Annotated in this window: 26 protein-coding genes; 17 read left to right on the top strand and 9 right to left on the bottom strand. The window is 62.8% G+C overall.

Annotation, left to right across the window (positions count from 1 at the left end):
* Window positions 1–30 precede the first annotated feature (30 nt).
* A complete protein-coding gene (locus LDZ23_RS28450) occupies window positions 31–498 on the bottom strand; it encodes a zinc-finger-containing protein (protein ID WP_008346143.1) in 468 nt (155 codons plus the stop codon).
* 375 nt (window positions 499–873) lie between these two features.
* Between LDZ23_RS28450 and LDZ23_RS28445 the strand changes: the two genes are divergently transcribed.
* The 5 genes from LDZ23_RS28445 to LDZ23_RS28425 all read left to right on the top strand — a co-directional run bounded on the left by LDZ23_RS28445 (window position 874) and on the right by LDZ23_RS28425 (window position 4338).
* Window positions 874–1143, top strand: a complete 270-nt coding sequence (locus tag LDZ23_RS28445; RefSeq protein ID WP_235366305.1) for a hypothetical protein — start codon at window positions 874–876, stop codon at window positions 1141–1143.
* A gap of 321 nt (window positions 1144–1464) precedes the next feature.
* On the top strand, window positions 1465–1830 hold the full coding sequence (locus LDZ23_RS28440) for a hypothetical protein (protein WP_008346140.1): 366 nt from the start codon (window positions 1465–1467) through the stop codon (window positions 1828–1830).
* A 98-nt stretch (window positions 1831–1928) separates the two neighbouring features.
* On the top strand, window positions 1929–2249 hold the full coding sequence (locus LDZ23_RS28435; RefSeq protein ID WP_244808280.1) for a c-type cytochrome: 321 nt from the start codon (window positions 1929–1931) through the stop codon (window positions 2247–2249).
* 2 nt (window positions 2250–2251) lie between these two features.
* On the top strand, window positions 2252–3298 hold the full coding sequence (locus LDZ23_RS28430) for a catalase (RefSeq protein WP_235366304.1): 1047 nt from the start codon (window positions 2252–2254) through the stop codon (window positions 3296–3298).
* 119 nt (window positions 3299–3417) lie between these two features.
* Complete coding sequence (locus tag LDZ23_RS28425) at window positions 3418–4338, top strand: AEC family transporter (RefSeq protein WP_008346134.1); 921 nt, start codon at window positions 3418–3420, stop codon at window positions 4336–4338.
* A 6-nt stretch (window positions 4339–4344) separates the two neighbouring features.
* Here the strand turns inward: LDZ23_RS28425 and LDZ23_RS28420 are convergent, their stop codons facing one another.
* Together LDZ23_RS28420 and LDZ23_RS28415 are read right to left on the bottom strand one after the other, a co-directional pair.
* Window positions 4345–5310 carry a LysR family transcriptional regulator gene (locus LDZ23_RS28420; protein WP_008346131.1) on the bottom strand — a complete coding sequence of 322 codons (966 nt, stop codon included), beginning with the start codon at window positions 5308–5310 and terminating at the stop codon, window positions 4345–4347.
* A 13-nt stretch (window positions 5311–5323) separates the two neighbouring features.
* Entirely contained in the window at window positions 5324–6169 is an 846-nt protein-coding gene (locus LDZ23_RS28415) for a helix-turn-helix domain-containing protein (protein ID WP_008346129.1), read from the bottom strand.
* A 287-nt stretch (window positions 6170–6456) separates the two neighbouring features.
* On the opposite strand from LDZ23_RS28415, the gene LDZ23_RS28410 reads away from it, so the two are divergent.
* The 10 genes from LDZ23_RS28410 (at window position 6457) to LDZ23_RS28365 (ending at window position 15342) form a co-directional block, all read left to right on the top strand.
* Window positions 6457–7329, top strand: coding sequence for a transporter (locus LDZ23_RS28410; protein WP_033536889.1), 873 nt, complete (start codon window positions 6457–6459; stop codon window positions 7327–7329).
* A 25-nt stretch (window positions 7330–7354) separates the two neighbouring features.
* Entirely contained in the window at window positions 7355–9079 is a 1725-nt protein-coding gene (locus tag LDZ23_RS28405) for an FAD-dependent oxidoreductase (RefSeq protein WP_008346126.1), read from the top strand.
* A gap of 5 nt (window positions 9080–9084) precedes the next feature.
* Window positions 9085–9453 (top strand): c-type cytochrome, encoded by a 369-nt coding sequence (locus LDZ23_RS28400; RefSeq protein ID WP_244808279.1) that lies wholly within the window; start codon window positions 9085–9087, stop codon window positions 9451–9453.
* A gap of 23 nt (window positions 9454–9476) precedes the next feature.
* Window positions 9477–9923: a nuclear transport factor 2 family protein gene (locus LDZ23_RS28395; protein ID WP_244808278.1), complete on the top strand. Its 447-nt coding sequence runs from the start codon at window positions 9477–9479 to the stop codon at window positions 9921–9923.
* Window positions 9924–10060: 137 nt separating this feature from the next.
* Complete coding sequence (locus tag LDZ23_RS28390) at window positions 10061–10552, top strand: cupin domain-containing protein (protein ID WP_033536925.1); 492 nt, start codon at window positions 10061–10063, stop codon at window positions 10550–10552.
* Window positions 10553–10590: 38 nt separating this feature from the next.
* Window positions 10591–11586: a hypothetical protein gene (locus LDZ23_RS28385; RefSeq protein ID WP_033536888.1), complete on the top strand. Its 996-nt coding sequence runs from the start codon at window positions 10591–10593 to the stop codon at window positions 11584–11586.
* Between the two features lie 90 nt (window positions 11587–11676).
* Window positions 11677–13140 carry an aldehyde dehydrogenase family protein gene (locus LDZ23_RS28380; RefSeq protein ID WP_034470095.1) on the top strand — a complete coding sequence of 488 codons (1464 nt, stop codon included), beginning with the start codon at window positions 11677–11679 and terminating at the stop codon, window positions 13138–13140.
* A gap of 14 nt (window positions 13141–13154) precedes the next feature.
* Window positions 13155–14210: a maleylacetate reductase gene (locus LDZ23_RS28375; protein ID WP_244808277.1), complete on the top strand. Its 1056-nt coding sequence runs from the start codon at window positions 13155–13157 to the stop codon at window positions 14208–14210.
* Window positions 14207–15025, top strand: a complete 819-nt coding sequence (locus LDZ23_RS28370) for an intradiol ring-cleavage dioxygenase (protein ID WP_008346110.1) — start codon at window positions 14207–14209, stop codon at window positions 15023–15025. Before LDZ23_RS28375 ends, LDZ23_RS28370 begins: the two co-directional genes overlap by 4 nt.
* Window positions 15022–15342 (top strand): Rieske (2Fe-2S) protein, encoded by a 321-nt coding sequence (locus LDZ23_RS28365; protein ID WP_008346109.1) that lies wholly within the window; start codon window positions 15022–15024, stop codon window positions 15340–15342. Before LDZ23_RS28370 ends, LDZ23_RS28365 begins: the two co-directional genes overlap by 4 nt.
* Here the strand turns inward: LDZ23_RS28365 and LDZ23_RS28360 are convergent.
* Window positions 15335–16243 (bottom strand): hypothetical protein, encoded by a 909-nt coding sequence (locus LDZ23_RS28360; protein WP_008346106.1) that lies wholly within the window; start codon window positions 16241–16243, stop codon window positions 15335–15337. The two genes, LDZ23_RS28365 and LDZ23_RS28360, sit on opposite strands and share 8 nt — an antisense overlap.
* A gap of 40 nt (window positions 16244–16283) precedes the next feature.
* Here LDZ23_RS28360 and LDZ23_RS34945 point away from each other — a divergent pair, with 40 nt between their 5' ends.
* On the top strand, window positions 16284–16697 hold the full coding sequence (locus tag LDZ23_RS34945) for a hypothetical protein (RefSeq protein ID WP_008346103.1): 414 nt from the start codon (window positions 16284–16286) through the stop codon (window positions 16695–16697).
* Window positions 16698–16951: 254 nt separating this feature from the next.
* Here the strand turns inward: LDZ23_RS34945 and LDZ23_RS28355 are convergent, their stop codons facing one another.
* Genes LDZ23_RS28355 through LDZ23_RS28340 form a run of 4 tightly spaced genes read right to left on the bottom strand, consistent with a single transcriptional unit; the run spans window position 16952 to window position 20622 of the window.
* Window positions 16952–17695, bottom strand: coding sequence for a FadR/GntR family transcriptional regulator (locus LDZ23_RS28355; protein WP_008346102.1), 744 nt, complete (start codon window positions 17693–17695; stop codon window positions 16952–16954).
* Window positions 17696–17714: 19 nt separating this feature from the next.
* Entirely contained in the window at window positions 17715–18506 is a 792-nt protein-coding gene (locus tag LDZ23_RS28350; protein WP_008346100.1) for an ATP-binding cassette domain-containing protein, read from the bottom strand.
* Window positions 18506–19516 (bottom strand): ABC transporter permease, encoded by a 1011-nt coding sequence (locus tag LDZ23_RS28345; RefSeq protein ID WP_008346099.1) that lies wholly within the window; start codon window positions 19514–19516, stop codon window positions 18506–18508. Before LDZ23_RS28345 ends, LDZ23_RS28350 begins: the two co-directional genes overlap by 1 nt.
* Window positions 19516–20622 carry a sugar ABC transporter substrate-binding protein gene (locus LDZ23_RS28340; RefSeq protein ID WP_008346098.1) on the bottom strand — a complete coding sequence of 369 codons (1107 nt, stop codon included), beginning with the start codon at window positions 20620–20622 and terminating at the stop codon, window positions 19516–19518. Before LDZ23_RS28340 ends, LDZ23_RS28345 begins: the two co-directional genes overlap by 1 nt.
* 325 nt (window positions 20623–20947) lie before the next feature.
* Between LDZ23_RS28340 and LDZ23_RS28335 the strand changes: the two genes are divergently transcribed.
* The gene (locus LDZ23_RS28335; protein ID WP_008346097.1) at window positions 20948–22690 is read left to right on the top strand and encodes an IlvD/Edd family dehydratase; all 1743 of its coding nucleotides are present in this window, start codon (window positions 20948–20950) and stop codon (window positions 22688–22690) included.
* Between the two features lie 3 nt (window positions 22691–22693).
* On the opposite strand, the gene LDZ23_RS28330 is transcribed toward LDZ23_RS28335, so the two are convergent.
* Window positions 22694–23617: a DMT family transporter gene (locus LDZ23_RS28330; RefSeq protein ID WP_008346096.1), complete on the bottom strand. Its 924-nt coding sequence runs from the start codon at window positions 23615–23617 to the stop codon at window positions 22694–22696.
* Window positions 23618–23660 lie beyond the last annotated feature (43 nt).

The raw sequence follows: 23660 nt of genomic DNA, 5'->3' as shown, positions 1-23660 counted from the left end.
CGAGGACCGATGAACGTTGACCTTTTCAGGTTAACGTTCATCGATCGTCGAATCTGAAGGGTGCCGGGCGCGTTCGTGTTCAAAATGTTCGACGACGGCGATCGCGCGCTCGCATTGATCGGCGTCCAGCGTGTGGATGCTGCATTTCTCCGGCTCGACGCCGATCGCCTGCGCGAGCCACTTCATGCCCTTGGAGCGCGCCTCGAAAACATTGCAGCCGTCGCGCCGGACCTTCGCCTGCACGAGCGGTTCGAGAACGGCGTGCAGTTTCACTTTGAGATCGCGCAGGCGGGCATCGGCGAGACGGCCGAGCGGGACATTACGCGTGCTGCGTGGAAAGATGCCGATCCACGCCTGACAATCGGCGCACAACCAGAGCGGGCCGTGGTCTTCGCGATACGGATAGGCCTCGTCGCCCGCGCGCGTCAGGGTCGCGGGCGCGCCGCAGTAATCGCAATTCGGATGAGGCAGAGGTTTGACAGGTCGGCCGACACGCATCGTCGAAAATCCCGGGCGGGAAATCCAATATAGCAAAACCGTGCATCGTCTTCGAAACGCCACGCGATTGAAAGCTCGATGCATGCCGCGATATCGCAATCTGCTTAAGCAAGCGCGTTCGCGCAGATGCTGCCATGCGCGCCGGCCAAGGAAACTGCGGATCGGGAATTTACTTTTCCGATCCGCGGTATAGGGTAGGAGTGCGTGCTACCCGCCACGCGCTTTCGGGGCTTACAAGCCCCATCCTCAAGTTCGATCAGAAGCCCGGAAGGCGCGGCGTTTCGCGCTCGAAACCGGGTCCCAGCATGCGTGCCCGCGAGTTCGTCGCAGGCTTGCAGTCCTCAATCGGTTTCTTGACTCAAGAAGGTGATGGCGATGAGAGCAACTCTTCTATTGGCCGCATCGGCCGCAAGCGTCTTCGCGATGAGCGCCGTCGCGCAAACGCAGAACATGCAGATGGCGCCGGCCCAAGGCAGCACCGCGCAGCAGAATGCGCAAGACGGCAGCACGGCAACGAGCGATTCCAGCTATGGCGGAGCGATGTCGACGAGCAAGTCCGGCAGCGCATCGCGCGATGCCTGGACGGGCAGCACGATGCAACTCTGCACGCCGGGCCTGAGCTGCAACATCTATAGCGGCCAGTAGCAATGTGCGAAGGCGGCGGGGACGCCTTCGACGAATTCGATCCTCGTTCCATTTCGCAGTCCCCCAATGGCGGGGCTGAATCCCTCCCGATGCATGGTTTTTCCAGACGATCGTTCGGTCGATAGTTGAGCCCATCAAAAGACGGCCGCTCATCGGCCCCGCGTGGCGATGCTCCCACACGACAGACTCTTGTCCGCAGCGAAATCAAATAGTCAGCCACGCGGATCTCCGGGCTTCACATTCGTCGAGGCCACGTTCGTTCTCTATGCATAAGCCCATCTGGACAGCCGCGACCGCGCGGCCCGTAAGGAGGTACCCGAAATGAGATCCCATCAGACAAAGCGTGCGACGTTCCTCGCGATCACGATGCTCACGTGCGCCAGCACCTTCGCCGCGACTGCCGCGACCGACGCCGATCCGCTCGCGTTCACGGTTCAGACGCCAACGGGCGGAACGTCACGCCTCATTTACGCCGATGACGACGGCTGGCGCCTCGACGATCGCGATGCGAACCTGAAGCCGACGGAAGCGCGCATCACGCAGGCGTCGACGGAACCGCAAAAGGAAGCGTCGGCGGGCGAGCGGCCGATGACCGTGTTCATCGACGGTCCAACGGGCTTCACTTACGTATGGATACGCGATCAGGGATGGAAGTACGTCGGCCGAATCTCAGGACGCAATCATTGATTCGCGCAGCGCTTGCCGGCATCGTCGGCGTTTGGCTGGTCGCCCATGCTCACGCAGCGGCCGCAGCCGACAACTCGCTGATCGATGCATGGCGGGCCGTGCGCGTCGCCGACTGCGCGCGCTGCCATGGCAAGGATCATGAAGGACTCGCCGCGCCGTCGATCGTCGGCTTTGCGCGCACGCAGAGCCGCGAGCGCTTCATCGCCGCGATTCTCGACGGCAATCCGCCGTTGGGTATGCCGGCCTATCGCGGCAACGCGCTGATCGAGAATCACATCGACGCGATCTATCGCTACTTCGCGGCGCGCGCCGACGGCAGCATTGCGGCAGGCGCGGTGCCGGCGCGTGAGTCAGACGAGTCAGCTGACGCACCTACACTTAAACAGCGCGCTATCACTCCAGGCGCGAACGGAGGTTGATCGTGAACTCCCCTCAATCCGCCGGCGACGGCGCCGGCTGGACCGACAAGCTCGATGACGCCGCCACGCTCGCGATGCTCGTCACGGCGATCGGCGCGCAGCAGACGAAGCTGGCCGCGAGCAAACACACGGGGCTGAACGGACAGGTCGATCGAGCGCAACATCAGAAGTCATTGCTCGGCGCTTTCGGAGTGCTTCGGATAGCTGATGATATTCCGGATGCCGCGCGATTCGGCCCCTTCGCGAAGCACCCGGCGACGTATCGCGCCGCATGCCGCATCTCCAACGGACAGCCGTGTCCGCAGCCGGACACGTCGCCGGACGTTCGCGGCATCGCGCTCAAGTTCTTCACGGAAGAGGGCGCGGAAACCGATCTGCTGATGACCAACGAAGGCGGTCGCTCACATGCGCGCGACGCCGCTCAGTTCATGGCGGTCGCCGATATCATCGTCGCGTTGCTTGCGGAAGGCACGGTGAGCGGGATCGCGCAGGGCTTGCGCGAGATGATGATGGCAAGACTCGGGCCCGCCGAGGGCGCGCGCATTCTGGCGATCCTTTTCAAGGAAACCAGAGTGCATCACGTCGACAGCCTGGCGACGGAGCATTACTGGGGATCGGTCGTGCAACTAGGGCAGGCGGCGATCAAGTATTCGCTGCATCCGCATCCGTCGACGTCCTCGGGGACGAACGCCGAGCGTCATGGCGACAACTATCTGCGCGCCGATATCTGCAATCGTCTGGAGCAAGGTCCGGTCAAGTGGCAACTCGGCGTGCAATTCTTCGTCGATGAACAAACGACGCCCGTCAACGATGCATCCATCGCGTGGAAGTCGGACGTAGTGACCATCGGCGAACTCGAAATCGATGCACCGCCATCCGTCGACGACGAAGCGCGTATCGAACGGCTCGCGTTCAATCCGGCCAACGGCTTCGCGCCGCTCGGCATCACGCACGCACGCAAGGATGTCTACGCGGCGAGCGCCGCGAATCGCGAGGAGCGAGGCGTGCTGTCGAGCGAGGAAGCGAGAGCGTTGCTGGCCGCACGCTAGCGGACGAGCGTCGCGCGGCTGCGCAAGATCGCACGTCGCGCGACGTTTTTCTCCGATAATGATGCCCATTTCAGCAGCGAGCGCTCGCGCCGGGCGCTGCATCGATATCGGAGTCCGCCATGCATCTTGCCGGCATGATCCTTCCGATCTTTGCCATCATTCTCACCGGATGGGTGGCGCGCGTGTCGGGCTACATGCCGCATGCGCTCGCGCCTTCCCTGATGCGCTTCGCATATTACGTCGCGATGCCCGCGCTGGTCTTTCTGACCATCGCCGACGAGTCGCTTCGCTCGCTGCTCGAATGGCGCTTTCTCGCGGCGTTCGGCGGCGGCTCGATGATCTGCTTCGCCGCCGTGTTGCTCGTCGCGCGCATCGTGCGCGGCGCGAGTCTCGCATCCGCTGCGATGCTCGCCGCTGCCGTCGCGATGACCAACACCGGCTTCGTCGCGCTGCCGATCCTGAAGACGCTCTACGGCAAGCCCGGCGTGCTCGCGGCGGCGGTCGCGACGGTGTTCGTCGGCGCGATCATGTTTCCTGTGCTTGTCGTGCTGGTCGAGATCGGCCGGATGGATGCATCGCGCAAGATCGATGTCACCGCGCTCGTTCGGCAGATCGCGACCAATCCCGTCATTCTCGCGACGATTTGCGGACTGCTGTGGTCCGTCGTCGGATTGACGCTGCCGGTTCCTGTCGCATCGTTTCTCACGATACTCGGCGAAGCACTGACGCCATGCGCGCTCTTCGCGATCGGTCTCGATCTCACGCTCGACGAGTTGCGCGGACGCGTCAATCTCTACGCGCTGTTGACCGCGCTCAAGCTCGCGATCGTGCCGCTCGTCGTGTACGCGCTGTGCCTCGCGACAAGACTTGGTCACGACGCGACCATCGCCGCGGTCGTGTGCGCCGCCGTGCCGACCGCGAAAAGCGCATACGTGCTTGCTTCGGAATACGACGTCGAGAAGGGCGTGGTCGGCGCGGTCATCTCGATGACCACGCTCTTTTCGATCGTCACCTTGCTCGCGTGGCTCTACGTGCTCTAGTTGCGATCACACGTCGCCGAGTTCTTCGTCGACGTTGCGCTCTTCGTCATCGGGCGGCGAAATGCCGAGTGCCTTGTCCCATTGCGGCTCGCTCAGATAGCGCTCGCGCAGGAAGTCGACGAACGCTTTCACCTTGGTCGTCGAACGATGCGAAGTCGGATACACCGCGGACAGCCACAACGGCGGCGCAGCGTAATCGGGCAGCACGCGCACGAGACGGCGTTCGAGCAGATCGCTGGCAGCGACCATCGTCGGCAGATAGACGACGCCCGCGCCCGCGCGCGCGAACTCGAGCAGCAGATGCACGCTATTGGTTTTAAGCACCGCGTTGAGCGCGATCTCATAGCACTCGTTGCCCTTCATGAGCGGCCAGTTGTCGCCCCACGGATAGTGCGCGTAACGCGCGAAATCGTGACGCAGCAAATCGAGCGGCGTCTCGATCGCAGGCTCTTCCTTGAGATACGCGGGCGTCGCGCACAATACGCCGCGCACCGGAAAGAGCTTGCGCTCGACGAGCAGGTTCGACGCGGGCGGATAAATCTGCAGAGCGAGATCGAAGCCTTCCTGCACGGGATCGATCACGCGATCGTTCACCGTCACGACGAACTCGATGCGCGGATGCGCCTCGCGAAACGCGATCAGCGCCTGCGAAAAGTGTCCGAGCGCGAAGCCGGGCAAGACATGAACGTTGAGCGTGCCACAGAGCGATTGCGTTTCGGGAATCGCGCGTCCCGACAGCTCGTTCACTTTCGACACGAGCAGCAGGCAATCCTGATAGTAGGATTCGCCGACTTCCGAAAGCCGCACGGCACGCGTCGAGCGATGAAACAGCGCGACGCCGAAGTGCTCCTCGAGTTGCTTCACACGCGACGTGACAACCGATTTCGCCACGCCGAGCTGCCGCGCCGCGCTCGCGAAACTCTGCGCTTCGGCTGCGCGAACGAAGGCCTCCATCGACATGAAGAGGTCCATGCTTCCTCCTGGCTTATCCCGCGGCTTTTCGATAGCGCAGTGGCGTGGTTCCGAGCCGTTTCGAAAAGAGCGCCGTCATGTGTTGCTGCGACGAAAATCCGCACGCGGCGGCGATATCGACAAGCGGCGCATCGTCCGCGCGCAACATGCGCGCAGCGGCGCCGATGCGCTTCTCCAGCACATAGCGATAGAGCGAATAACCGGTACGCGCCTTCACGCCATCGAAGACCGCGCGCACGGGCAGATCGAGCTCGGCGGCGATATCCGCGCAGGACAGGTTCTGATCGATGTTGTCGGCGACATAGGCTGCGAGCGTTGCGAATGTAGCGTCCGTCAGCGCCGATTTACGTTCGCGCGCGGCGCGTTCGAGATGACGCGTCGTTTCGATCCACGCGAGCGTAGCGACGCACTGCAGTTCCCACGGATCGGTCTTGCCCGATCCGTCATGCGCTTTCTGACGCGCATAGCGCACGAGATGACGGATCGGATCGGCGTCGAGATTGCTGCGGCTGCCCGCGCGACGCAACGGTTCCGCGTTGCGATCGGCGATGCGGTCCACGAACGCATCGGCATATCGAAACGCGATGAAGCCATGCCGCACATCGTGCGCGTCGATACGCATGCTGCCGCCGCGCGGATGATACGCGGCCGTTTCTGCGCGAAACGTGAAGGGCGCGGCGGGGCCGTCGTCGTAGCGCGTATCGGAGACGATCGTGCCGAGCAGCAGGCAGATCATGTCTGACGAATTGCTCAATTCCAGCGAATAAGGTCGCGGGCCCGAGCTGCAGTATTCGAGTCCCGGAACGCCCGCGAGCTTGCTGAAGCGGTCGATGCGAGCGGGCGCTGCAATGGCGCTCATCGTTACGTCTCCTTTTCTCGCGGCTTTCGATGCCGCTGTCCACGCGAGTATAGATGCGAGCGCAAAGCTCTTGCACGCGCGATGGGTCGCCGTTTGCGAACGCCGCGTGCGTGCTTTGTGCGTGGTGTAAACCCGCATCCGCCGGAATCTGTAATTTCCGAAACCTGAAAGACCGATACGCCGCGCCTTCGTAACGTTCGCTCATACGACACGAACGACCGGAGACGACGATGCAAATGCGGCACCCGAAATCAAAGATACGACGACGTCACGCATGGGCGCTCGCCATGCTTGGCGCAACCTGCACGATGGCCCACGCGTCGGGCATTCCCTTCGCGACGGACCGTCCGCAAACGTGGCAGTTCAGCAGCGACTTCGAAGGCACCTATGATTCCTTCGGCCAGAACCTCGAATGGAATCACGACAGCCGCGCATTCGATTCACACGGCAATCAGGTCGCGGGTCCGGGCACGAACACCTTCGTCGGGCTATCGACGTTCATCCACTACTGGAAAGTGCCGTCGCTGCCGCATGTCGGCTTCAACGCGAGCATCACGGTGCCCGCGATCCGCACGCAGGGCTCGCAATTCTCGGCAAGCGGCATTGGCGATCCGCTCGTCGGCGGGCTCGTCTGGTACAACCCCGCGCCCGCGACGACGCTCGGCTTTCAGACCTATGTACAAGTGCCCGTCGGGCAGAACGCGGTATCGACGAATACGTGGTCGTTCTGGCCGTCAGTCTTCTATGACGACTGGTACGGACACCTGAACGTAGACCTCCTGCTCGGCGGCATTCTGCGCGGACGCACGCTGCGCTCGGGTCAGGACGATCTGAGCCCGGGCAACACGTTCCATCTGAATTTGCGTGTCGGCTACAGCATCTCGCCGCCCGACAACCCCTTCGCGATTCCTTTCGTCGGCCTCGACTATCAGACGAGCGGGGGCACCTTCAATCAGACGGCGGGGATGCCGCTTTCCAACAGCGCGAGCCGCGAAACGACCGTGGGACTCGGCGTGCTGTTCCAGTTCAAGCCGAATAGCCTGCCGTTCCTGCACCAGAAGATGTACGACCAGCTTTCGATCCAATACCAACACTCGGTTTCGGGCCGCAACACCACGCTCACCAACGGAATTCTCGTGCAGGCGTGGCACTACTGGTGAGCACATTCAAACGATGGAGACAAACATGAGTGAGACGAACAAGCTTTCTGCCGCATCGCGACGCAGCTTCATCAAGGCCGCTGGCGCAGGAACGGCGGCGGCCGCGTTCGGCGCGGTATCGCTCACGGCGCGCGCGGCGAGCGATGTCAAGTTCGACGCGGAGTATGACGTGGTCGTGTGCGGCGGCGGTGGCGGCGGATTGCCGTGCGCGCTGTTCTCGCGCTGGCTGGGAAACCGCGTCGTGATTCTCGAGAAGGCAGGCAGCGTCGGCGGCACGGCCGCGAAGGCCGCGTTCTGGTACTGGGTGCCGAACAACGAGCCGATGCGCCGCGCGGGCATCGCCGATCCGAAGCCTGATTACATGCGCTATGTCGCGCGTCTGTCGCGGCCCGAGCAATACGATCCGTCGTTGCCGAAGCTCGGTCTGTCCGACTGGGAGTACGAGATGTGCGAGGCGATCTACGACAGCGCATCGCCGGCGGCGGAGTTGCTCGCGAGCAAGGGCGCGCTGCCGTATCGGCATGAAGGCGCGGTGCCGGATTACTGGGCCGAGTTGCCCGAAGACAAGGCGCCGCGCGGCCGCGTGCTGTTTCCTAAAGACGGCTTGCCGAGCATGTCGGACGGCGGCCGCGTCGCGATCCGCACGATGAGCGCGGCAGCACGCCGAGACGGCATCGACATCAAGACGGGTTATCGCGTGCAGAAAGTGCTCGTCGATGAAACGGGCGCGGTGATCGGCGTCGAATCGCTGACGGAAGAGGGCACGCTCTTTCGCGTGCGCGCAAAGAAGGCGGTGATCTTCGCGACCGGCGGCTTCACGCACGATCCCGAGTTGCGCAAGAACTTCCTGCACGGCGCGGTGTATGGTGGTTGTGCAGCGCCAACCAACGAAGGCGATTTCGTGCGGATTTCCAGCGCGCTCGACGTGCAGTTGCGCAACATGAACTACTCGTGGATGGCGCCGATCTCGCTCGACAAGGCCATCGCGAAGGATGGCTCGCTGTCCGGCATCTTCACGCCGACGGGCGATTCGATGCTCTACGTGAACAAGTACGGCAAGCGCGTCGTGAACGAGAAGCTCGCATACAACGAGGTCTGTGCGGCGTTCTCCGAATGGGACGGCGCGAAGGGCGAGTATCCGAATCTCACGCTCGTTTCCATCTGGGATCAGCAGGCGCAGGAGCATTGCGCAAGCGATGACTACGGCAGCCTCATCGTTCCCAAGGGATCGAACGACCGGCACGTACTGCGCGGCAACACGCTTGCGGAACTGGCGGGCGCGATTCGCGAACGCATGGCGAAGTACCAGAGCGCGCTCGGTAGCGCCACGTTGAGCGACGACTTCGTGCGCAGTCTCGACGCGACGATCAAGCGTTTCAACGGCTTCGCGAAGACGGGCGTGGATCAGGACTTCCATCGCGGCGAGCGCATCGTCGAGAAGCTTTTCAACGGACCCGTATCGAAGAAAGCCGATCAGAAGAACGAGACGATGTATCCGCTCTCGGCCAAAGGACCGTATTACGCGGCGCTCATCGTCGCAGGCAATCTCGATACCAAAGGCGGTCCGAAGACCAATTCGCATGGGCAAGTGCTCGATACGCGCGGCGAGCCGATCAAGGGTTTGTACGGCGTGGGCAATTGCGTGGCGTCGGCGTCCGCGCGTGCTTACTGGGCGGGCGGCGGCACGCTCGGACCGATCATCGCGTTCGCGTATCGCGCGGCGCAATCAGCCAATGGAGGTCAATCATGATTCGGATGGCTAACTTAATTGCGATATTCGCGCTCGCCAGTTCTGCGGCACATGCGCAGCAGGACAGCGTCGCGATCGGCAAGAAACTCACGACGAACAACTGCGCCGTGTGCCACACCTTCGGCAAGGGCGAACCCAACGGACAAGGGCCGAATCTCTTCGGCATCGTCGGCAAGCCGATGGCATCGGAGCCCGGCTTCAAGTATTCGGCGGGCATGAAGGCGTCTGCGTCGGGCAAGGTCTGGGACGACAAGCTGCTCGACGCGTGGCTCACCGACACGCAAGCCGTCGCGCCCGGCAACGCGATGACCTATTTTGAAGGCGACGAAGCACGGCGGCAAAAAATCATCGCGTATCTGCGCACGCTGCATTGAATCCGACATCAGGAGACTAAAGCATGAACCCCATCACCATGAGCGACGAACAGCGCAAGACCATCGCGCTCGAATATCTGCGCAGGCTCGATCGCGGCGCAGCATTCTTCGATCTCTTCGACGATCACGCCGAAGTCTATTTCCCCAAATGGGGCATCGCGACAGGCCGCGCGGCCTTTGAACAACTCTTCGCGGACCTCGGCTCGATCGTCGCGAAGTTCAAGCACGACCTCGCGTATCTGAACGTGATCCAGCAGGGCGATACGGTGGTCATCGAAGGCACGTGTTACGGCACGACGCAAAGCGGCGTCGACTGGCGCGCGGGCGTCACGCACGCGGGCCGCTGGATCGATGTCTTCGAGATCCGCGACTTCAAGATCCAGCGCTGCTTCATCTATCTCGACCCGGATTACGAAAGCGCGGACACGCAGCGCTATCCGTGGCTCGCGGATAAAAACGCGCAAAAGTAAGTACTTTCCCTAGGGCTGCGATCGAGCACGCATCGTTCGGCAAACGCGAACCTCGATTCATTGCCTCGCAGCGCTCGCCGCCCTAATCTTGATTCCAGCGCGACACCGCGAACGTGACCGCGGACATGGAGACAGACATGCAACAGACCCGACTCGGCAGCCTCGATAACTATCGCAAAGGCAATATCGAAATCATCAAGGGACAGGCATCGCATTACGTGATGTCCAACGTGTTCGACGTGGCGAGCCAATCCGCGCCGTACGAAAAAGTGGTCGTCGGCAAGAACCTCAAGTACGTGATCGAAACGCTGCGCGCGGAAGGCGTGTCGGCGTGGTTCACGGCATCGCACGATGAATTCGTCGTCGCGCTCGATGGCGAGATCGACGTGCACTTCATCAAGCCTTCAGATGGCGCGCTCGTAAGCGCCGATATCGAAGGCTCGGTGAAACTCGAAGGCGAGCCCTCAGGCCAGAAGATGGGCTTCGTGCGCTTGCGTCGCGGACATCAGGCGCTGCTGCCTGCGGGCGCGGCGTATCGCTTCGAAGCGAGAAAGACCGGCGTGCTGCTCGTGCAGACGATTGCCGGCGCGGAATCGGTCGAGAAATGGGCCGACATCTGCATCCAGTAACGCCGCCGCGAACTCTCATCTTTCGGAGCAAAAACATCATGGATCAAGCCATTTTTCTGCAAAGCGTCGTCGCCACCGACCCCGATGCGTCCACCGGCTATCGCACGTTCAAGCTCGGCGAGTTCGAGTTCAGCCGCGACGCGTATTTCGTCACCGTGAAGTGGCCGGCAGAAGGACAGACGCGCTCGCATCAGATGCACGCCGACGACTTCCTGCGCGCGATGATGCGCGACGTCGCGTGGGGTTTCTTCTACGGCTGGGTCAATTTCGATGAAGTGATCGGCACGCGCAATCACTACGGCAAGGTCGACATGTATGCCGGCGCGTACAACGCGAGCTTCCGCGAAGCGGGCGTCGATTACACGCAGCAATTCGAAACGCCGATCATCATGGCGACGTTCAAGGCAATCCTGAAGGACTGGGTGAACGAAGGCTTCGATCCGTTCGCGGCTCCCGAGGAAACCGGCTCGGCATTCGGCGCCAAGCACGGCGACAACATCGCGGCGATCGACCGCACGCGCATCGCGACGAAGCGCATGCCGGGCCTCGAAGGCGATTCGCCGTTGCGCGACGACTTCCCGGTGAATCGCCAGTTCGCGGATGTATCGCAAGACGAGCCGGAGATTCACGCGGAGCCTGAATTCGAAGGGCAATTGCACGCGTTCAGCCTCTTCAAGTATCTGTCGCGTTCGGACGTGACGTGGAATCCATCGGTCACGTCCGTGTGCAAGCAAAGCCTCTTTTGCCCGACGACCGAGGAATTCGTGCTGCCGGTTTTTCACGGCAACGATCGCGTCGAGTGGTTCCTGCAACTGTCGGATCAGATCATCTGGGATGTGGCCGACAAGGACACCGGCGAGCCGCGCGCGCGCATCACGATGAACGCCGGCGATATCGCCGCGATGCCCGCCGACATCCGCCACAAGGGTTATTCGCAGAAACGCTCGATGCTTCTCGTCTGGGAGAACGCGACGCCCGATCTGCCGAGGCGCTACGAAAGCGGCGAACTGCCGCCGTATCCGGTCGCGTTCTAAGCCGCCTACGGTTTCCCTTCGACAAGAACGATGCCTTGAAAAAGGCGTCGCGGGGAACGCTTCGTCTTCAATCTTCGACACGAGCAAGACATGCAAACGCAACTCTTCATCGACGGCCGCTTCGTGGCCGCCCTGTCCGGCGAAACGCTCGCGACACTGAATCCGCACGACAACAGCGAGATCGCGCAAGTCTCGATGGCCGGCCGCGAGGATGTCGATCGCGCGGTTCAAGCCGCAAAAAAGGCATTCCCGGCGTGGAGCGCAATGGCGGCGGCGGATCGCGGACGCCTGCTCCTGAAACTCGCCGACGCGATCGAAGCGAACGCCGATGAACTCGCGCGCCTCGAATCGATGGACACCGGCCATCCGATTCGCGATACGCGCAATCTCGACGTGCCGCGCACGGCCGCGACGTTTCGTTATTTCGGCGGCATGGCCGACAAGTTCGAAGGCTCGGTGATTCCTGTCGAAGCCGGCTTTCTCAACTATCTGACGCGCGAACCGGTCGGCATTGTCGGACAAGTGGTGCCGTGGAATTTTCCGCTGATGTTCACGAGCTGGAAGATGGCGCCCGCGCTCGCGGCGGGCAATTGCGTCGTGATGAAGCCCGCCGAACTCACGCCCTTGTCGAGCCTCGCGATCGCGCAGTTGATGGCCGAGGTCGGCTTTCCGGCGGGCGTCGTGAACGTGCTGCCGGGTTTCGGTCACGTCGCGGGTCAATACATCGCGGAGCACCCCGAGATCGGCAAGGTGGCGTTCACCGGATCGACGGCGGTGGGCCGCAAGATCGTGCAGGCATCGAGCGGCAATCTGAAGAAAGTGCAGCTCGAACTCGGCGGCAAAGGGGCGAACGTCGTGTTCGGCGACGCGAATCTCGACGCTGTCGTGCAAGGTTCCGCGTTCGGCATCTTTCATAATCAAGGGCAGGCGTGCATTGCGGCGTCGCGGCTGATCGTGCACGAATCCATCGCCGATGACTTGCTCGAACGCTTCACGTCGCTCGCGCGCTCGATCCGCATCGGCGATCCGCTCGATCCGTCTACGGAAATGGGTCCGCTCACATCGCAGATGCATCGCGATCGCGTGCTTTCGTATGTCGATGTCGCGCGGGAGCAGGGCGGTCGCGTGCTCGCGGGCGGCAAGTCGCCGGACGCCGCGGGGCTCGCGAAAGGCTGCTATGTCGAACCGACCATCGTGCAGGCGAAGCCGACCGATCGCGTCGCGCAGGAGGAAGTGTTCGGCCCGTTCGTCACCGTCAGCACGTTCAAATCGGATGAAGAAGGCCTGGCGATTGCCAACGGCACCGAATACGGCCTGGGCGCGGGACTCTGGACGCGCGATCTGCAACGCGCGCATCTCTTCGCGCGGCAACTGAAGAGCGGCATGGTGTGGATCAACTGCTACAAGCGCGTGAATCCGGGATCGCCTTTCGGCGGCGTCGGCGCGAGCGGATACGGACGCGAGATGGGCTTCGAAGTGATGCGCGAATATACTCAGGCAAAGTCGGTGTGGGTGAATGTCGACGCCAATATTCCGCCTTACTATCCACGTTGAGCGCACCCGAAATCATGCAATCGTTCGTTTATCAGGGCATGCCGTCGCGCGTCGTGTTCGGTGCGGGAAGCATCGAACACGTCGAACGCGAGATCGAACGTCTGGGCGCAAGGCGCGCGCTCATTCTCTCGACGCCGCCGCAACGCGATCAGGCCGAAGCGCTCGCCGAACGCATCGGACATCGCGCGGCGGGCGTGTTCGCCGAAGCGGTGATGCACGTTCCCGTCGAAACGGCGCGCGCGGCGCGGGAGTATGCGGAGCGCATCGGCGCGGATTGCGCGATCGCCATCGGTGGCGGCTCGACGACCGGTCTCGGCAAGGCGATCGCGTTGACATCGTCATTGCCGATACTCGCCGTGCCGACCACTTACGCAGGCTCGGAAATGACGCCGATCTACGGCCTCACCGAAGCCGGCTTGAAGAAGACCGGCCGCGACATGCGCGTGCTGCCGAAAACCGTGATCTACGATCCGCAACTCACGGTCTCGCTGCCTGCGTCGCTTTCAGTGACGAGCGGCATCAACGCGATCGCGCACGCTGCCGAAGGACTGTACGCGCAGGACGCGAATCCCATCGTGAGCCTGATGGCCGAAGAAGGCATTCGCGCGCTCGCGCAAGGCATCGGCAAGGTCGCCCGGAATCCTGAAGATATGAATGCGCGCAGCGATTGTCTCTACGGCGCGTGGCTGTGCGGCGCGGTGCTCGGAAGCGTAGGCATGTCGTTGCATCACAAGCTGTGTCATACGCTCGGCGGTACGTTCAATCTGCCGCACGCGGAAACGCATACCATCGTGCTGCCGCACGCGCTCGCCTATAACCGCGATGCCGCGCCCGGCGCCATGAAGCGCATCGCTCGCGCATTGAACGCCGACGATGCCGCGCAAGGCACATTCGAACTCGCACGAACGAACGGCGCGCCGACCGCGCTCAAGGACATCGGCATGAAGGAGAGCGATATCGACATCGCCGTCGATATCGCGTTGAAAAGCCCGTACTGGAATCCGCGTCCGGTCGAACGCGCGCCGCTGCGTGCGCTGATCGACGCGGCCTACGAAGGACGACGACCATGAACGAACACCTCACGCAATCCGTCACTGACGCCTTCGGCCAATGCGCCGATGCGCGCACGAAGGAGATCGTCGTCGCGCTGGTGCGTCATCTGCATGCGTTCGCGCGCGAAGTGAACCTCACGCACGACGAATGGCGACGCGGCATCGAGTTCCTCACGGCGACGGGCAAGAAGTGCGACGGCATCCGGCAGGAGTTCATTCTGCTGTCGGATACGCTGGGGCTTTCCATCGTGCTCGACGACATCAATCAGCATCACGATGAAGCCGCGACCGAGAGCAGTCTGCTCGGCCCGTTCTATCGCGATGGCGTGAAGGAATCGGCGTTCGGCGCGAACATCGCGCAAAGCGATGGCGAGCCGGTGTTCTTTCATGGCACGGTCGGCGACGTGAACGGCAAGCCCGTCGCCGATGCGCTGATCGAAGTCTGGCAAACCGCGCCGAACGGCATGTACGAAGGGCAAGACCCGGATCAGCCGGAAGGCAATCTGCGCGGGCGCTTTCGCACGAATGCCGACGGCGCGTACGCGTTCCATTCGATTAAGCCGACGAGCTATCCGATTCCGACCGATGGTCCCGTCGGCCAGATGCTCGTCGCTACGGGACGTCATCCGATGCGTCCCGCGCACATCCATTTTCGTATCGACGCACCCGGCTACGAGCCGCTGACAACCGCGCTCTACTCGTCCGACGATCCGTATGTGAACTCCGATGCAGTGTTCGGCGTGAAGCGCTCGCTCGTCATCGAGTATGTGGCGAAGGAGGGCGGTTACGAGGTGGCGCGCGATTTCACGCTGCTCGTGAAGGAGCCCGCGTGAACGTTCTTTGCGCGCTCGACGACATTCCCGATGGCGGCGGCTTCGAAGCCGCGCCATCGGTTCTCGTTCTGCGACGCGGCGGCGATGCGTGGGCGTATCGCAACGTTTGCCCGCATTTCTCGATACCGCTCAACTACGAGCCCGACGCGTTCTGGACCTATGAAGGCGCGCTGCTGATGTGCGCGCATCACAGCGCGATGTTTCGCTTCGAAGACGGCGTGTGCGTCGATGGTCCATGCCTTGGCGCGAGCCTCAGGCACATACCCATCCGCATCGACAATGGCCGCGTGCTGATCGAAGGCGAAAGCATCACATAGGATGCGCCGCGACGAAATTCTTGTACGCGGTATAGGCGTCCTTCTGCGTGTGGCCGTCGTTCTCGAGCAAGCCGTATGCGCCGCCGCCCGGAAGACCCGCCGGATCGTCGTAGAGTTGGTACGTCTGAACCGATTCGATGCCGTAGGTCGATGCGAGCGCGACGAACTGCGCCAACATCTTGTTGCCGACGAGATATGCCGCGATCTGCTGATCGGTGCCGAAGTTCGGGCGCACGCCGGCCTCGTTGATCCAGATCGGCTTGCCGAGCGCCTGAAGCGCCGCGAGCACGTTGTGACAGCCCGTGCCGCCGCACGCGTTGGTGATGTCGTTCATGTCCGAGTACCAGTGCCACGCGGTGATGTCCCAATTCACGACCTCATGCCCCGTGCTGCCATCCGGCTCCGTGCCGGCCGCGAGCATTTGCGCGAAGCCGTAGTGCAGCCAGGTGCCGCCGCCCAGAATGATCTTCCCCGACGTATCGACCGACTTGATGCCCGCGATCATCCCGCGAATGACGCCGCGCAGGATCCTGAACTTGGCGGCATCGTATTGCGACGGAAGCACGCCATCGACATTGCCGAGCAGCAGCGCCGATTCCATCTCGTTCGTGACCTCGTAGTACGCATAGCGGCGCGAACTCGCCGTCTGTTGGCCGAGCGCGAAACCGGCGTTGTAGCCGTCGGTTTCGTTGATGAACGTGGCGATGTCCATCAGGATCACCGGATACACGGTGACGCCGCCTGCCGCCATGATGTCGGCGATGCCCGCGAGCTTGTTCGCGGTGCCCTGGCTATAGACCTCGTTGCGATACAGCTTCGCGCCGAGATCCTGCAATTGCGAAAGCTGCAGCGCGGGGCTGGAGATATCGTAGGCGCCGCCTTCATTGTTGTGACCGTTCACGCCGTAGAAGAGTCGCGCGGACGGCGTCGGCGTCGGCGTCGTGGTGCCTGTGTTGCCGGTGCTCGAGTTATCGGTGCTCGTGCTATCCGTGCTCGACGCGGGAGCGGGCGCGCTGGCCGTGGGCGAAGATGTGCCGCTCGACGCGGTGTCGTCGGAGGTGTCGCTCGCGGTGGCGGGCGGGCTCGTCGTGAGCTTGGTCGTCCCCGTGCCCGATGGCGATGTATCCGATCCCGTCACGCTCGCGGAAGAAGCCGACGCGCTGCCGCTCTGCGCGGCGCTACTCGATGATGCGTTGTCGCTGCTGCCGCCACCGCCGCCGCCGCATGCGGCGACCAACACGCTCACCGCTGCAACGAGCGCAATAGACTTGAATCGGATGAAGCGGAAGGCCGGAGCGAAGTTCGTCATTTCAATACGGATTACTAAGTGGCTGACATCCATCTCCACGAAGTAGGCGTACGTTGCGCGAGTCGTCCGGACGAACGCGGACGGACCGGTAACGGACCTTCGTCCCGCGTCGGACGCAGGAACGGTGGAATGCTTGTCGATTAACCCCGGTGAGCCGTCCGGAAGAGGGCGCTGCCGGACACGTGGGGCGAAGAGGAGACCGCGTCGAAGCCGGTCTCAATAGGGTTTACGGCAGGGATGAACGGGACTTGAACGAATTTCGTCCGATGCAAACGTTACGACGCGAAAGATCGGGAAAACTTACCCGGAGAGGGGACGGTCCGGTTCGAGCGCCGCGCCGCCGAGGATGGACGTGGCGTCGGCGCGTGCGTTGTCGAGCTGCACGACGCTCGCCTGACGCGCCGCGAGCGCATCGCGGTTCGCGATCGCGGTGAAGATCGCCTTGTGACGCGGTAGTGACAGCGCGTGCGTATTCGGGTGGCGGCTCGTGAGCTTGATCGACTCGCTGAGCGCGAGCGACAGCATGTTGCCGATATACGCGAGCATGTCGTTGTGCGTGGCCGCCATGATCGAGCGATGAAACTCGAGGTCCGGAACGAGCAGATCGGCGGCGGTCTGCGCACCTTCCATGCGCTCATACGCAGCGCCGATGCGCGCGATGTCGTCATCCGTCGCGGAGATGGCCGCGAGCGCGGCAGCGGCCGGTTCGATGATCTGGCGGACTGTCATCAGCGAGCGGAAGAACTCGCCTTCGGGAAGATGGCTGATGGTCCAGACGAGCACGTCCGGGTCGAGCATGTGCCATTCGTCGCGCGCGCGCACGACGCTGCCCACGCGCGGCTTCGATACGACGAGCCCCTTCGCGACGAGCACGCGCGTCGCTTCGCGCAGCACGGGACGGCTCACGCCGTAGCTTTCGCAGAGCGTGGGCTCGGCGGGCAGACGCTCGCCCGGCGCAATGCGCCCGCTTACGATCTGCATGCCGAGCTCCTGCACGATGCGTCCGTGCATGCTCTTGCGTTGCTTGGGGTTGCGGTAATCCATGACGCGCAGCTCGAAACGGCTATTGAGCGGTCGTCGCGCGCATCGCCCGATATTCCCGTCTCACGATATCCATCAGTTCCGCGACCGATGTGTTCGCGCTGCGCTGCTCGTAAGTCACGCGGCCGCGCTGCATCAACATGATGCGATCCGCGATGTCCAGCGTCTGCGCATAGTTGTGCATGATCATGATGATCGAGAGGCCGCCCTTTTCCTTCAAACGCATCACGAGATCGATGATGAGCGCGGCCTCGCGCGCGCCCATCGCGGCGAGCGGCTCGTCGAGCAACAGGATTTTCGCGTTCGAATGCACCGCGCGCGCGACCGCGATCGCCTGACGCTGACCGCCCGACAGACGCTCGACCGGCAGATCGACCGAAGGCACATGTACGCCGATATCCTCGAGACATTGCGCCGCGCGCTCGCGCATCTGCTTGTGGTCGACGAGCCTGAACGGACCGCGCCGCACGATCTCGCGATTGAGGAACATGTTGTGATAAATCGACAGCGAATTCGCGAGCGCAAGGTCCTGATACACGCATTCGATGCCGAGCGCGCGCGCATGATCGACGGACTTCAGCAGCGTTTCCTCGCCGTGCACATGCAGCGTGCCGCTCGTCTGCTGATGAAAGCCCGTGAGAATCTTCACGAGCGTCGACTTGCCCGCGCCGTTGTCGCCGAGAATGCCGAGAATCTCGCCACGGCCGAGCGTAAGCGACACGCCGTCGAGCGCCGTCACCGCGCCGAAGCGTTTGACGAGCTTGTCGCCGCGCAGCGCGAGATCGGTGGCGGCTGCTGCTTGCGGGTCTGCCATCACCGTGCTCCCTTGCGGCGAATGCGGCCGATGTGGATATTGAAGATCATCGCGGCGAGAATCGCGGCGCCGAGAATGATGTTGAACGTGAACGCGTTGATGCCGATGAGCGTGAAGCCATCGCTCAGAATGCCGAGCACCGCCGCGCCGAGCAGTCCGCCGACAATCGTGCCCGAGCCGCCCGTCAAGGGCGTCCCGCCGATCACGGCAGCGGCCACGGCGAGGAACATGATCTGATTGCCGCCCGCTTGCGGATCGATCGACGTGATGCGAAAGCTTTCGAGAATGCCCGTGAATCCGGCGAGCACCGCCGCGAGCACGAAATTGCCGAGCCGCAGCCGGTTCACATGAATGCCCGCTTCGCTCGCGCCGAGCGGATTCGCGCCCGCCGCCTGCGTGTGCAGACCCCAGCGCGTATGCCGCAACAGCACATGCATGACGAACGCAATCGCAACGGTCCAGATGATCTCGCTATAGCCCCACGCGCCCATCACGGCGGCGAATTCCGGCGAGCCCGGCGTCGCGGCGGGCGTGCCCCGCGAGACGGTCAGCGTGATGCCGTTGATGAGAAAGAGCGTGCCGAGCGTCGTCACGAACGAAGGCAGGCGCAGAAAGACCGTCACCGCGCCGTTCACGAAGCCGATGATCGCCGCGGCGATGAGCCCCGCGATCACCGCGAGCCACATCGGCGCGCCCGCTTCGTTCGCGAACACCATCATGAACGGCGCGAATGCGAAGACCATGCCCGCCGACAGATCGATGTCGCCGCCGATCATCAGCATGATCTCGCCGAACGCGATGATCGCGACCGGCGCGACATACTGCGAAAGGTTGACGAGGCTCGCGTTGCTGAACAGGAAGTCGTGGTTGATGAACTGGAAGTAAGCCGCGAGCAGCACGGCCACGAGGAGGATGCGCAACTCCGGCGCCCAATGCGACGCCCACGCACCGCGCGGACTGGCGATCCGCGCGGGCGTCGTTGCTTTACGGGGTTCGTTCACTGTGTTCATCAGGACTTGATGGCCCCTTTCATCGGCACGATTTGCGGCTTGGTGGTCTTGCCTTCATAACGCGTCGACGTGTTGAGATACGGCTCGACCGTATCCTTCGTCACGAACTTGAGACCGGTATTGATGTTCGCCGGCCCGACGAGCCCGCCCGACGCGAGGAACACGAACGCTTCCATCACCGTGTAGAAGCCCTGCACATACGGCTGCTGGTCGATGGTGAAATCGAGGAAGCCTTCGTGGATGAGCTGGATCGTCTGCGGCAACAGATCGAAGCCGCCGCCATGCACGCCCTTCGAAGGCAGGTTCGATTCCTTCATCACTTGCGCGACGCCTTGCGTGCTGCCGGCATCGACTGCGAACATGCCTTTCAGGTCCTGATGCCCGAGATAGAACGACTTGATCTTCGACAGTTCTTCGTTGACGGTCGCGCCCGTCGCAACGGTCTGAATGTCGATCTTCTTGCCGGATTTCTTGATCGCATCGCTCGCGCCGTCGAGACGCGGCTGAATGTTCAACTGTCCCGGCGTCGCGATGAAAAGCGCGACCATGCCGCTGTCGATCATGCTGGCGATTCGCTCGCCCATCTGATAACCCGACAGATACAGATCCTGTCCGATGTAAGCGAGCCGCGGATTCGTCTTGCCGCGCGGCGCATCGGCGTTGTAAGCGAATACGGGAATGCCGGCGTCGAGCGCGGCCTGAATGGGCTTGTCGAATGCGTTCGGATCGACGATCGGCACGGCGATCGCATCGGCTTTCGCAGCGATCGCAGAATTCACCGCGCGCACCATTTCGCCCGCGTCGGACGTGGCCGAGCCGGTCCACTGATAGTCCATGCCGAACATGGAGCACGCATCCTGAATGCCGTATTGCGTCGGCACGAAGAACGGGTTCGTCGTCACATGATTGACGAACACGATCTTCCATTTCTTGTGCTGCGGAAACGCCGCTTCGGCCGCCTGCGCGGACGAGATCAAACCGCCGCCACCGGTCACGCCGCCCAGGAGCGACAGCGCCGCGCCGAGTCCCGCGCCCTGCATGATGCCGCGCCGGCCCGCGCTGATGAGCTTGCTGTCGTTTGCGTCGTCATCCCGATTCTGCGCCATGTGTTCCTCCGGTCTCTTCTTCGTTGGTCGATGGGTCGACTCATCGTCGATCGCTGTCAGATACTGGGTTTCACGGCACGTCATACACACGCGGCTTTCATCGATGAAAGAACGAAGCGTTGCGGATGACCGTGCGAACAGTGCGAGAGGGCGATTCGAGAGCGCGGCGTTTTGAACTAGTAATTGGGACGACGAAGCCCGCGCGCTGACTTCAATAGACAAACTATATGCAGAGTGTTTTGACGTGGCGATTAGCGTTTTCCCGGTACGTCCCATCGATATAGTCATGCTATTTATAGGTCTTTCCCATCAAGTGATCAAAGCCATGAGCGCCCCAAAAGCCAAGCTCCGTTCGGCCGCGTGGTTCGGCACCGCCGACAAGAACGGGTTCATGTACCGGAGCTGGATGAAAAACCAGGGCATTCCGGACCACGAGTTCGCGGGCAAGCCGATCATCGGCATATGTAATACGTGGTCCGAACTAACGCCGTGCAATTCGCACTTCCGCAAGCTCGCCGAGCACGTGAAGCGCGGCGTGTTCGAAGCGGGCGGGTTCCCCGTCGAGTTTCCGGTGTTCTCCAACGGCGAATCGAATTTGCGTCCCACCGCGATGTTCACGCGCAATCTCGCGAGCATGGACGTCGAGGAAGCGATACGCGGCAATCCCGTCGATGCGGTCGTGCTGCTCGTCGGCTGTGACAAGACGACGCCCGCGTTGCTGATGGGCGCGGCGAGCTGCGACGTGCCCGCGATCGTCGTCTCGGGCGGACCGATGTTGAACGGCAAGCACGAAGGACGCGACATCGGCTCGGGCACGGTCGTATGGCAACTCAGCGAGCAGGTGAAGGCGGGCAAGATTTCGATTCACGAGTTCATGTCGGCGGAAGCGGGCATGTCGCGCTCGACGGGCACCTGCAACACGATGGGCACTGCATCGACGATGGCGTGCATGGCCGAAGCGCTCGGCGTCACGCTGCCGCACAACGCCGCGATTCCGGCGGTCGATTCGCGTCGCTATGTGCTCGCGCATCTGTCGGGCATGCGTATCGTCGAAATGGCGCTCGAGGATTTGCGTCTGTCCAAGCTGCTCACGCGCGAGGCCTTCGAAAACGCGATTCGTGCGAACGCGGCGATCGGCGGATCGACGAATGCGGCGATTCATTTGAAGGCGATCGCGGGGCGCATCGGCGTGAAGCTCGAACTCGACGACTGGACGCGCATCGGTCGCGGCACGCCCACGCTCGTCGATTTGCAGCCTTCGGGCCGCTTCCTGATGGAAGAGTTCTACTACGCCGGGGGCTTGCCCGCCGTCTTGCGGCGTCTCGGCGAAGCGAACCTGATTCCGCATCCGGATGCGCTCACCGCGAACGGCCACACGCTGTGGGAGAACGTGAAGGAAGCGCCGCTCTACAACGACGAAGTGATTCGCCCGCTCGACAAGCCGCTCGTCGCCGATGGCGGATTGTGCGTGCTGCGCGGCAATCTCGCGCCGAATGGCGCGGTGCTGAAGCCGTCGGCGGCGACGGCTGCGTTGCTGAAGCATCGCGGGCGCGCGGTCGTGTTCGAGAACTTCGACGACTACAAGCACCGTATCGCCGATCCCGATCTCGATGTCACGGCGGACTCCGTGCTCGTCATGAAGAATTGCGGGCCGAAGGGTTATCCGGGCATGGCGGAAGTCGGCAACATGGGCTTGCCGCCGAAGCTGCTCGCGCAAGGCGTGACGGACATGGTGCGCGTGTCGGATGCGCGCATGAGCGGCACCGCGTATGGCACCGTCGTGCTGCACGTCGCGCCCGAGGCACGCGCGGGCGGGCCGCTTGCGATCGTGCGCGATGGCGACTGGATCGAGCTCGATTGCGACAACGGCGTGCTACGCATCGACATCGGCGACGATGAAATCCGCGCGCGCCTCGATGCGTGGAACGCGGCGAAGAGCGAGATTCCCGAGGATAAAACGGGTTATCGCAAGCTGTACGTCGAGCACGTTCTTCAGGCCGATGAAGGTTGCGACTTCGACTTTCTCGTCGGATGCCGTGGCGCGGAAGTGCCGAAGCATTCGCACTAGCCGCTATCTGCGCGGCTTCCATGTGGCGATGGCGACGCCGAGCACGGCGACGCCCATCGCATACCATGCGGTCCTCGGCAGCACTTCGCCGAGAAAGAAGTACGACAGCACGGCGGCTGCCGGCGGCACGAAGAAGAACAGCGACGCGACTTGCGAGACCTTGCCCGCACGCGTCATCGCGAGCAGCAGCGTGATCGCGATCAGCGAATTGCCGACGACGAGATACGCGAGCGTCGCGATGAATGCCGGCGTCCATTGCACTTGCGTGTGCTCGAAGAGCAAGGCCATCGGCGCGCAAAACACGAAGCCGACGCTGTATTGCACGAGATTCGATGTCACCGGATCTTGCGCGGTCCCCAAGCGCTTTTCATAGAGCATCGCGGCCGTGATGCCGACGAGCGCGCCGATCGCCATCAGCACCGGACCGAGCGATTCCGCATGCAGCGGCCCGCGCGCGACGATCACGCCGGCCGCGCCCGCGAGCCCGAGCAGCAAGCCGATCCATCTGCGCACGCCGATGCGTTCGCCGACGAACTTCGGCGCGAGCACGCCGACGAGAATCGGCTGCAACGACACGATCAGCGCGAGCACGGACGTCGCGATGCCCGCGGTCATCGACAGATAACTCAGTCCGAAGTACATCACCTGCACGAGAAAGCCGACGACGCCGAGATGCAGCCACGCGCGCGCGTTGCGCGGCCATTGCGGACGCTTCACGGCGCATACCGCGAGCAGCAGGCCGACGCTCAATGCGAAGCGTATTGCGAGAAACGTCAGCGGCGACGCGTAATGCAGGCCGGTTTTCGCAATCGGAAAGCCGGCGGACCAGAGCAGCAAAAAGAGAATCGGACCGCCGGTCGTGAGCCAGCGGCGTTCGTTGTGCGTGCTGCGGTCTTCCTTCCGGCCGATGTGCGGCGCTTGCGCCATGTTCGCGTCCCCGTGCTTGTAAGCGGATGCTGTCAAAGTACCC

The sequence above is a fragment of the Caballeronia zhejiangensis genome (genome assembly GCF_022879815.1).
Lineage (GTDB): Bacteria > Pseudomonadota > Gammaproteobacteria > Burkholderiales > Burkholderiaceae > Caballeronia > Caballeronia zhejiangensis.
This window is presented reverse-complemented; position numbering and strand designations above follow the sequence as displayed.

Coding starts and splice junctions, on each gene's coding strand:
- LDZ23_RS28405 (WP_008346126.1), top strand. CDS start 7,355: ATGAGTGAGACGAACAAGCTTTCTGCCGCATCGCGACGCAGCTTCATC.
- LDZ23_RS28420 (WP_008346131.1), bottom strand. CDS start 5,310: ATGGACCTCTTCATGTCGATGGAGGCCTTCGTTCGCGCAGCCGAAGCG.
- LDZ23_RS28335 (WP_008346097.1), top strand. CDS start 20,948: ATGAGCGCCCCAAAAGCCAAGCTCCGTTCGGCCGCGTGGTTCGGCACC.
- LDZ23_RS28440 (WP_008346140.1), top strand. CDS start 1,465: ATGAGATCCCATCAGACAAAGCGTGCGACGTTCCTCGCGATCACGATG.
- LDZ23_RS28350 (WP_008346100.1), bottom strand. CDS start 18,506: ATGGCAGACCCGCAAGCAGCAGCCGCCACCGATCTCGCGCTGCGCGGC.
- LDZ23_RS28370 (WP_008346110.1), top strand. CDS start 14,207: ATGAACGAACACCTCACGCAATCCGTCACTGACGCCTTCGGCCAATGC.
- LDZ23_RS28385 (WP_033536888.1), top strand. CDS start 10,591: ATGGATCAAGCCATTTTTCTGCAAAGCGTCGTCGCCACCGACCCCGAT.
- LDZ23_RS28400 (WP_244808279.1), top strand. CDS start 9,085: ATGGCTAACTTAATTGCGATATTCGCGCTCGCCAGTTCTGCGGCACAT.
- LDZ23_RS28380 (WP_034470095.1), top strand. CDS start 11,677: ATGCAAACGCAACTCTTCATCGACGGCCGCTTCGTGGCCGCCCTGTCC.
- LDZ23_RS28390 (WP_033536925.1), top strand. CDS start 10,061: ATGCAACAGACCCGACTCGGCAGCCTCGATAACTATCGCAAAGGCAAT.
- LDZ23_RS28450 (WP_008346143.1), bottom strand. CDS start 498: ATGCGTGTCGGCCGACCTGTCAAACCTCTGCCTCATCCGAATTGCGAT.
- LDZ23_RS28445 (WP_235366305.1), top strand. CDS start 874: ATGAGAGCAACTCTTCTATTGGCCGCATCGGCCGCAAGCGTCTTCGCG.
- LDZ23_RS28355 (WP_008346102.1), bottom strand. CDS start 17,695: ATGGATTACCGCAACCCCAAGCAACGCAAGAGCATGCACGGACGCATC.
- LDZ23_RS28330 (WP_008346096.1), bottom strand. CDS start 23,617: ATGGCGCAAGCGCCGCACATCGGCCGGAAGGAAGACCGCAGCACGCAC.
- LDZ23_RS28415 (WP_008346129.1), bottom strand. CDS start 6,169: ATGAGCGCCATTGCAGCGCCCGCTCGCATCGACCGCTTCAGCAAGCTC.
- LDZ23_RS28395 (WP_244808278.1), top strand. CDS start 9,477: ATGAACCCCATCACCATGAGCGACGAACAGCGCAAGACCATCGCGCTC.
- LDZ23_RS28345 (WP_008346099.1), bottom strand. CDS start 19,516: ATGAACACAGTGAACGAACCCCGTAAAGCAACGACGCCCGCGCGGATC.
- LDZ23_RS28375 (WP_244808277.1), top strand. CDS start 13,155: ATGCAATCGTTCGTTTATCAGGGCATGCCGTCGCGCGTCGTGTTCGGT.
- LDZ23_RS28340 (WP_008346098.1), bottom strand. CDS start 20,622: ATGGCGCAGAATCGGGATGACGACGCAAACGACAGCAAGCTCATCAGC.
- LDZ23_RS28410 (WP_033536889.1), top strand. CDS start 6,457: ATGCTTGGCGCAACCTGCACGATGGCCCACGCGTCGGGCATTCCCTTC.
- LDZ23_RS28425 (WP_008346134.1), top strand. CDS start 3,418: ATGCATCTTGCCGGCATGATCCTTCCGATCTTTGCCATCATTCTCACC.